Genomic DNA, 7,366 nt, shown 5'->3' on the forward strand with positions numbered 1-7,366 from the left:
TAGGGAGAGAAGAAAAATGACAAAAAAACCTTATAAAGTAATGGCTCTATCAGCACTTATGGCAGTATTTGCAGCAGGAAATATTATGCCAGCTCATACGTATGCAGCTGAAAGTACAGTGAAACAAGCTCCAGTTCATGCGGTAGCAAAAGCTTATAATGACTATGAAGAATACTCATTAGGACCAGAAGGCTTGAAAGGTGCAATGGAAAGAACAGGTTCAAATGCTTTAGTAATGGATCTGTACGCTTTAACAATTATTAAACAAGGTAATGTTAACTTTGGAAATGTATCGTCTGTTGATGCGGCTTTAAAAGGGAAAGTAATTCAGCACCAAGATACAGCTAGAGGAAATGCGAAGCAATGGTTAGATGTATTAAAACCACAGCTTATTTCAACGAATCAAAATATCATTAACTACAATACGAAATTCCAAAACTATTATGATACTTTAGTTGCTGCAGTTGATGCAAAGGATAAAGCGACTCTTACGAAAGGCTTAACTAGATTATCAAGTAGTATTAATGAAAATAAAGCACAAGTGGATCAGTTAGTAGAAGACTTGAAGAAATTCCGAAATAAAATGACTTCGGATACGCAAAACTTCAAGGGTGATGCAAATCAAATTACATCTATATTAGCTAGTCAAGATGCAGGAATTCCGCTTCTGCAAAATCAAATTACAACGTACAATGAAGCGATTAGTAAATATAATGCAATTATTATCGGTTCATCTGTTGCGACAGCTCTAGGACCAATTGCAATTATCGGTGGTGCAGTAGTTATTGCTACGGGCGCAGGAACACCGCTAGGAGTAGCATTAATTGCAGGTGGTGCAGCAGCTGTAGGCGGTGGTACAGCTGGAATCGTATTAGCGAAGAAAGAGCTTGATAATGCACAAGCAGAAATTCAAAAGATAACAGGACAAGTTACAACTGCGCAATTAGAAGTAGCAGGATTAACGAACATTAAAACACAAACAGAGTATTTAACAAATACAATTGATACTGCAATTACAGCGTTACAAAATATTTCAAACCAATGGTACACAATGGGATCAAAATACAATTCTTTACTTCAAAATGTAGATTCTATTAGTCCAAACGACCTAGTTTTCATTAAAGAAGATTTAAACATTGCGAAAGATAGCTGGAAAAACATTAAAGACTATGCAGAAAAGATTTATGCTGAAGATATTAAAGTAGTAGATACGAAAAAAGCATAATTGAATACGAATCGTTAGAGCGTTAAGTGTTGATGAATGATTTGAAGCTCCTGTTCAGTTGTGAGCAGGAGCTTTTGATATCCTTATAAAGAGAATAGGTGAAAAATATGCAGAAACGATTTTATAAAAAATGTCTTTTAGCGGTAATGATTGCTGGGGTGGCAACAAGTAACGCATTTCCTTTACATCCTTTTGCAGCAGAACAAAATGTAAAGGTGCTACAAGAAAATGTGAAAAACTATTCTCTTGGACCAGCTGGATTCCAAGATGTAATGGCACAAACGACATCAAGTATATTTGCAATGGATTCATATGCAAAATTAATTCAAAATCAACAAGAGACGGATTTAAGTAAAATAAGTTCGATTAATAGTGAATTTAAAGGGAATATGATTCAGCATCAAAGAGATGCAAAAATTAATGCAGCATATTGGTTAAATAATATGAAGCCTCAAATTATGAAAACGGATCAAAATATTATAAATTACAATAATACTTTTCAATCGTATTATAATGACATGTTAATAGCGATTGATCAAAAGGATAGCGGAAAATTAAAAGCGGATTTAGAAAAGTTGTATGCGGATATTGTAAAGAATCAAAATGAGGTAGATGGATTGTTAGGAAATTTGAAAAGTTTTCGCGATAGAATGGCGAAAGATACAAATAGTTTCAAAGAGGATACAAATCAGTTAACAGCGATATTGGCAAGTACGAATGCTGGTATTCCAGCTCTAGAGCAACAAATAAATACATATAACGATTCGATTAAAAAGAGTAATGATATGGTCATTGCTGGTGGCGTACTTTGCGTAGCTCTAATAACATGTCTTGCTGGTGGGCCGATGATTGCGGTTGCGAAAAAAGATATCGCAAATGCAGAAAGAGAAATCGCCAATTTAAAAGATAGAATTTCAGGAGCACAAGCAGAAGTCGTAATTTTGACTGATGTAAAAAATAAAACAACAAACATGACAGAAACAATTGATGCAGCAATTACAGCACTGCAAAATATATCAAATCAATGGTATACAGTAGGTGCAAAATATAATAATTTACTACAAAACGTAAAAGGAATTAGTCCGGAAGAGTTTACGTTTATAAAAGAAGATTTACATACAGCGAAAGATAGCTGGAAGGATGTAAAGGATTATACAGAAAAATTACATGAAGGTGTGGCAAAGTAAACAGTGGACTAGTTCTGCTGTTTATTTTTTATCCTGTTTTTTATGAGAGTTGAACTTGTAATTATATATAAGTTTGTCATGTGTTTTATCCATGTGGTTTTTGGATAATATTTAGTCAAATTGATACTAATTTTATTGTGAATAACATAGGTACCCATCAAGCTAAGATTTTTAATTCCATCCATAACGAAAATTTTATGCATCTTTGACTGCTGATAATGAGACGTTATGTCAACCTTACATGAATACAATATACATCCAAAAATCTGAACAAATAGGTTCACTCAAATGGTATAATATAGAAGAAACTTATTCTAAATGGAAAAGTGGAGAAATAACAGCTATTATGTTTATGCAAATGTTGGAGCTAAAGAAAAACACGTTTTATAAAATAATGAAGGAATATGAGGAAATAAAGTAGCATCTCTCCTATGAGAAAGCCTACTTTCCCTCTAGTTATAAGAATCTTGAATTGTTTGCATCAAAATAGTATTATGTATATTGAAAAAAATAAAAGACAACTCCAATTAAGAGTTGTCTTTTATTTTATTTCGAGGGGCTCCTTATAAACCTTAGCTATATATTTTACAAAATCAATAACGGGATAGTGTATGAGTGAACGATGCTGAGTAAAGCAAACCCCTTCTTTTTCTATTTCTGAAATAATTTGTTCAATTCCTAACTCTTTTTGTTGTATTCTATTATAATTTTGATATACAATGTTTTTCCATTTATAAGAAGAACCGTGAAAATAACCCTCTCCTTTTACCGTGTGACTGAATATTATTTCTATTTTTTCTCTACGCTGTTTTTCCTTCATATGCGCTTCTGTTGACTGCATGTTTATCGCCTCTTCCCTTTGTGTTGTAAAATTCAATCTAAATTATCATAGTCAATGTACATTGTTCTTGTTGGGAATTTTCGTTTAAGGCTATCTCATCAACTGTATTTGTTTTTCAAATGCTTAATCTAATGTATTGGATCTTACGTCTAAATAGGTTGATAGTTTGTATAAAATACTATCAATACTTATTATAAAACGATTCTTTATAGGCATGCACTTTTTTACACTCAACAAGATTTACAACATGACGAGTATCATCATCCATGAATGTTATCCTCAGTATCCCTTTTTATATGAAAACATAGTGCTCTTAAAAAAATCTTGTTACAAATTTATTATGTTTAAATTAAAAAAAGGAAAGTAATATTTATTTGTAGAAAATTTTTAAGGATAAAAATAGGATGAATATCCATGGTAAGAAAAGGGGGCACTCATATGCTAACGAATGATTTAGATTTTCGATTAGAACCACGTTTAAAAGAACTGTATGAACAACATAAAATAAGAGCGCAGAAGATAGACTGGGGTTATCATGAGTTTTTGCCATGGGATAAGGGAATGGACTTTAAAAGAGTTCCTTGGGATGAAAGTCAAGTTACTCTTCCTTCTGGTGTAATTACGGCCATTGAAACAGCTTTATTAACAGAAGTGAATTTGCCATGGTTTACAACGTATTTATCTGCGACTTTTAAAGGATCCATTTCTGTTATTACAGACTTCATTCATACTTGGACCTCAGAAGAGGATCAACATTCGAATTTATTGGAGACATATTTACTACTCACTCGAAGTGTGAATCCTAAGCGAATTCATGAATTAAGAAAGTCAGTCGTTGAGGTTGGATTTGAGCCTGATTTTCATACACCAATCGAAGCCATGACGTATACGACGCTACAAGAACTTGCAACGATGGTGTTTTACAATAATGTTGCTAAGGTTGCAAGTAAGCATGATCCAGATCTTGCTACATTATTACGTCGTCTTGCCAAAGATGAGACTCTTCATTATGCTTTTTATCGAGATGTCATTCGAACACATTTGGAATTAGAACCTAATTATTGCTATCATATTGCCAATGTGATTAAGAATTTTAAAATGCCAGGTACCGTCATGCCTGATTTTGAAAATAGAATGGCTGTGATTGCAAAAGAATCGAATTATGGACCACTACAATATTTTGATCAAGTACTTGATGTAGTGGTTGATTATTGGGGGTTAAAAGACTTACGACCAATTGCACCTTTAGCTGAAAAAGCAAGAATTGAGATTTTGGAATACCACACAAGATTGAAAAAAATACGGGATCGATTTGGTCGTTTTCAAGGGAAAACTAATCTACGTTAATGAGTAGAGATTTCAGAATATAAGCGGGGAAATTCCCTTTCCCTTTATGGGGAATCTGACACACTCCCTATTGTTTGGGGGTGTTTTTTTACTTGATTTAATTTTTGTTAAAAAAATGGTTGACGATAAAAATGATTTTATGATATTATAAAATATTTGTTAAAAAACCACATATGTGTTAAGGTTAAGAAGGTTACCATATATGGAGGTGGATTATATGTTTCAAATTGGCGATAACATTGTTTATCCAATGCACGGAGCAGGTATAATTGAAGCCATAGAAGAAAAAGAATTCTCAGGAAAAAAACAACAGTATTTTGTCATAAAAATGTCGATCAGTAATATGCAAGTCATGATTCCTACGGGTAAAATATTGAATTCGAATATACGCCCAGTTACTGATATACTTGCATTAAAGCACATTATACACATTTTTCACCATGAAGAATCCTGTAAATTACTGCCGTGGAAACAAAGGCATAAAGTGAACACGGACAAAATAAAAACGGGTGAAATACAAGAAGGTGCTGAAGTTGTACGGGATTTAATGCGTATGAAGAAAGAAAAAGCACTCAATACAAGCGAAAAAAAATTGTTGGATGATGCATATAGATTTTTGGTCAGTGAGCTAGAATTAATTAAAGGAATCACTGAAAATCAAATAAAAAGTTTCTGTTAAGGTTCATTATAAATAATGTATTATATCCTCTGAAAACATTCTAAATCTTTCGGGAATATGATGAGTATTAAAAGCAAATCATTTTAAAGACATTCAATTTCTTCAACTCACTTTTAGAGTAGGAACCTCTTTTGTTATTACTTCAATTTAATCCATTTTTATTTTTAAATTTCTTTTACGAACGTTCGAAGTTTCATCAAATAACTCGATTAAATAGTCACTTGATTTTTGCAATCCTGATTCACACTGGCACGGACAAGGAGCCGTAAGGATGAAAGAGAGGTAGGGCTTTCATTGTTTTAGGTAATATACTATCTAAGTCATTATTTCTAGAAGAAAAAACAATTAATCTCACCGCTATCTTTAAGGGTTTCTTACATCTACTGAGACAGTGAATAATAATTGTTTCTCTTCTTTACGTAAAATTGATAAACGAACTGGTAACACCATATGGTCAACTACAAAAAATGGTTTTCTGGCCAGGAAACCATTTTAAATTCCATTTACATTACAATAGTAAATTAAGCAATAAGAAGGAGCGTACACATGAAAAAAATGTTAACAAAAGAATTAAGTAATGAATTAAAGAAGCGGGATGGAATCATTTCCATTACTGTTGAGCCTTACGAAAAAATCGAAGTTGGTGGAATTCGTGTAGATGGACCAGCTATTATTCTAATTAATCAAGAATAGGTAAAAATAGTTGTATGCAAGAAGAAAAGGATCAGCCTTTACGAGAAGGGGGATCCTTTTTATTTACTGCAGCTAATATGGGATATACATAACTTTTATCTGATTTGTTGGGGTTAAAAGGAAGGAGAGGGTCGGGATTATCATGGTAGAAAGCTTAATATTGGTAGGATTTCTTTTTACGTTATATAAACTAGTTGATAAAAAAACAAACTAATTATTTAAAACGATATATTGTTTCCTTTTTAAGGGCAAGATTTATTTGAGAGTGAAATGGATAATTTAAAGGAGGAATTTAGATGGATGCAAGGAAAGAACGCATAAAATATGAGAAGATGTCAAAGAATTATGATCGTATTTATTTAGTTTCGTTTATCTTATTAATTGTACTTGTTTGTAGTAGTGTGATTATCATAGGGGCTACAGGAGGAAAATATGGAGTATTTTTATTGTTAGCGATTTTACTTAACGCACGTATTACGAAAGAATCTCAAAAAAAGTATGAGCACTATTCTAATAAAGGGCGTATTTAAAATCATACATATTCTAAAAGGAACAACCGAAATGTACATTCAAATTATCCATATATCATCACCTATTAATTAGTAAAAGTAACTTTATATAAATAATTTTTAGCAATTTAGAAATAGAAACCGTACGTTATTAAAATGTTATTTCCGTTCCTATAATGAATTATCCTTCTAGCATATTTATAAGATTTATATCATATATTAAGAGAAAGAATGCAAATTAGAAAGGAGTCTTATAGAATGAGTTATTCGGAAGGAAATGACTTGAGTGAACAACATATGGTAAGTACCCCCAATTCCTACGTATATCAGACATTACAATCCATAATTGGTAAACATGTGGTTATTGAAACTGTAAGAGGTAATGTAAGAGGAGAGTTAAAGGATGTGAAACCAGATCATTTGCTCATTGAAGATACGGTACCGTATATTGTACGAATTCAACAAATTGTATGGATTATGCCAAAACAATGATCAAATTACATGTAATTTGATTTATAAAAAATTGGTTTCATAGACGTCCAAAGAAAAACACAGGGTTTTATCTCTGTGTTTCTTCAAATTTTCTTTTTTGAATATATGCTTGAGCATGGATAATTTCTTTCTGAAGTTCTTTTAATTCTTCCGTAGATCCTGATTCAATCTTCATATAAGTAGTAACTAGACTAATCATCATATCCATCTTTTCTACTATATTTTGAATGACCTGTTCAGATTGCTCTTTTTTAGGGTGCTGTATTGCTATTAATGCATTTTCTATATAATTGTTCTTTCTTTGCTGGATATCATAAATAAACTGTTTTGTGTTTGAGTTCATTTGCTATTCCTCCATTTTGGATATACTTCTATTCTATCATATTCGAATGG

9 protein-coding genes and 1 pseudogene are annotated in these 7,366 nt (G+C 32.1%); 8 read left to right on the top strand and 2 right to left on the bottom strand.

Translation table 11 applies throughout. The features are described 5' to 3' along the window. Positions 1–16 precede the first annotated feature (16 nt). The 3 genes and pseudogenes from nheB to ACTJJY_RS03170 form a co-directional block, all read left to right on the top strand. Positions 17–1,225, top strand: a complete 1,209-nt coding sequence (gene nheB, locus ACTJJY_RS03160) for a non-hemolytic enterotoxin NHE subunit B (RefSeq protein WP_440604986.1) — start codon at positions 17–19, stop codon at positions 1,223–1,225. Positions 1,226–1,332: 107 nt separating this feature from the next. Further along, positions 1,333–2,412 carry a non-hemolytic enterotoxin NHE subunit C gene (gene nheC / locus ACTJJY_RS03165; RefSeq protein WP_440604987.1) on the top strand — a complete coding sequence of 360 codons (1,080 nt, stop codon included), beginning with the start codon at positions 1,333–1,335 and terminating at the stop codon, positions 2,410–2,412. A gap of 298 nt (positions 2,413–2,710) precedes the next feature. Then, positions 2,711–2,833 (top strand): annotated as a pseudogene (locus ACTJJY_RS03170) (recombinase family protein); the annotation flags it as partial. A 120-nt stretch (positions 2,834–2,953) separates the two neighbouring features. Here the strand turns inward: ACTJJY_RS03170 and ACTJJY_RS03175 are convergent. Further along, a complete protein-coding gene (locus tag ACTJJY_RS03175; protein WP_440604988.1) occupies positions 2,954–3,253 on the bottom strand; it encodes a hypothetical protein in 300 nt (99 codons plus the stop codon). Between the two features lie 438 nt (positions 3,254–3,691). Between ACTJJY_RS03175 and ACTJJY_RS03180 the strand changes: the two genes are divergently transcribed. The 5 genes from ACTJJY_RS03180 (at position 3,692) to ACTJJY_RS03200 (ending at position 6,973) form a co-directional block, all read left to right on the top strand. Further along, positions 3,692–4,600, top strand: a complete 909-nt coding sequence (locus ACTJJY_RS03180; protein ID WP_440604989.1) for an acyl-ACP desaturase — start codon at positions 3,692–3,694, stop codon at positions 4,598–4,600. Positions 4,601–4,817: 217 nt separating this feature from the next. Then, positions 4,818–5,279, top strand: coding sequence for a CarD family transcriptional regulator (locus ACTJJY_RS03185; protein ID WP_000486307.1), 462 nt, complete (start codon positions 4,818–4,820; stop codon positions 5,277–5,279). Between the two features lie 546 nt (positions 5,280–5,825). After that, positions 5,826–5,972 (top strand): BC1881 family protein, encoded by a 147-nt coding sequence (locus ACTJJY_RS03190; RefSeq protein WP_000738544.1) that lies wholly within the window; start codon positions 5,826–5,828, stop codon positions 5,970–5,972. Positions 5,973–6,268: 296 nt separating this feature from the next. Then, positions 6,269–6,502 (top strand): hypothetical protein, encoded by a 234-nt coding sequence (locus tag ACTJJY_RS03195; RefSeq protein WP_000340032.1) that lies wholly within the window; start codon positions 6,269–6,271, stop codon positions 6,500–6,502. Positions 6,503–6,739: 237 nt separating this feature from the next. Continuing rightward, complete coding sequence (locus ACTJJY_RS03200) at positions 6,740–6,973, top strand: YuzF family protein (RefSeq protein WP_440604990.1); 234 nt, start codon at positions 6,740–6,742, stop codon at positions 6,971–6,973. 67 nt (positions 6,974–7,040) lie between these two features. On the opposite strand, the gene ACTJJY_RS03205 is transcribed toward ACTJJY_RS03200, so the two are convergent. Further along, positions 7,041–7,316, bottom strand: a complete 276-nt coding sequence (locus tag ACTJJY_RS03205) for a hypothetical protein (RefSeq protein WP_001087710.1) — start codon at positions 7,314–7,316, stop codon at positions 7,041–7,043. Positions 7,317–7,366: the final 50 nt, after the last annotated feature.

Origin of the sequence: Bacillus sp. 22475 (assembly GCF_052044835.1) — a bacterium.
Classification (GTDB): domain Bacteria; phylum Bacillota; class Bacilli; order Bacillales; family Bacillaceae_G; genus Bacillus_A; species Bacillus_A cereus.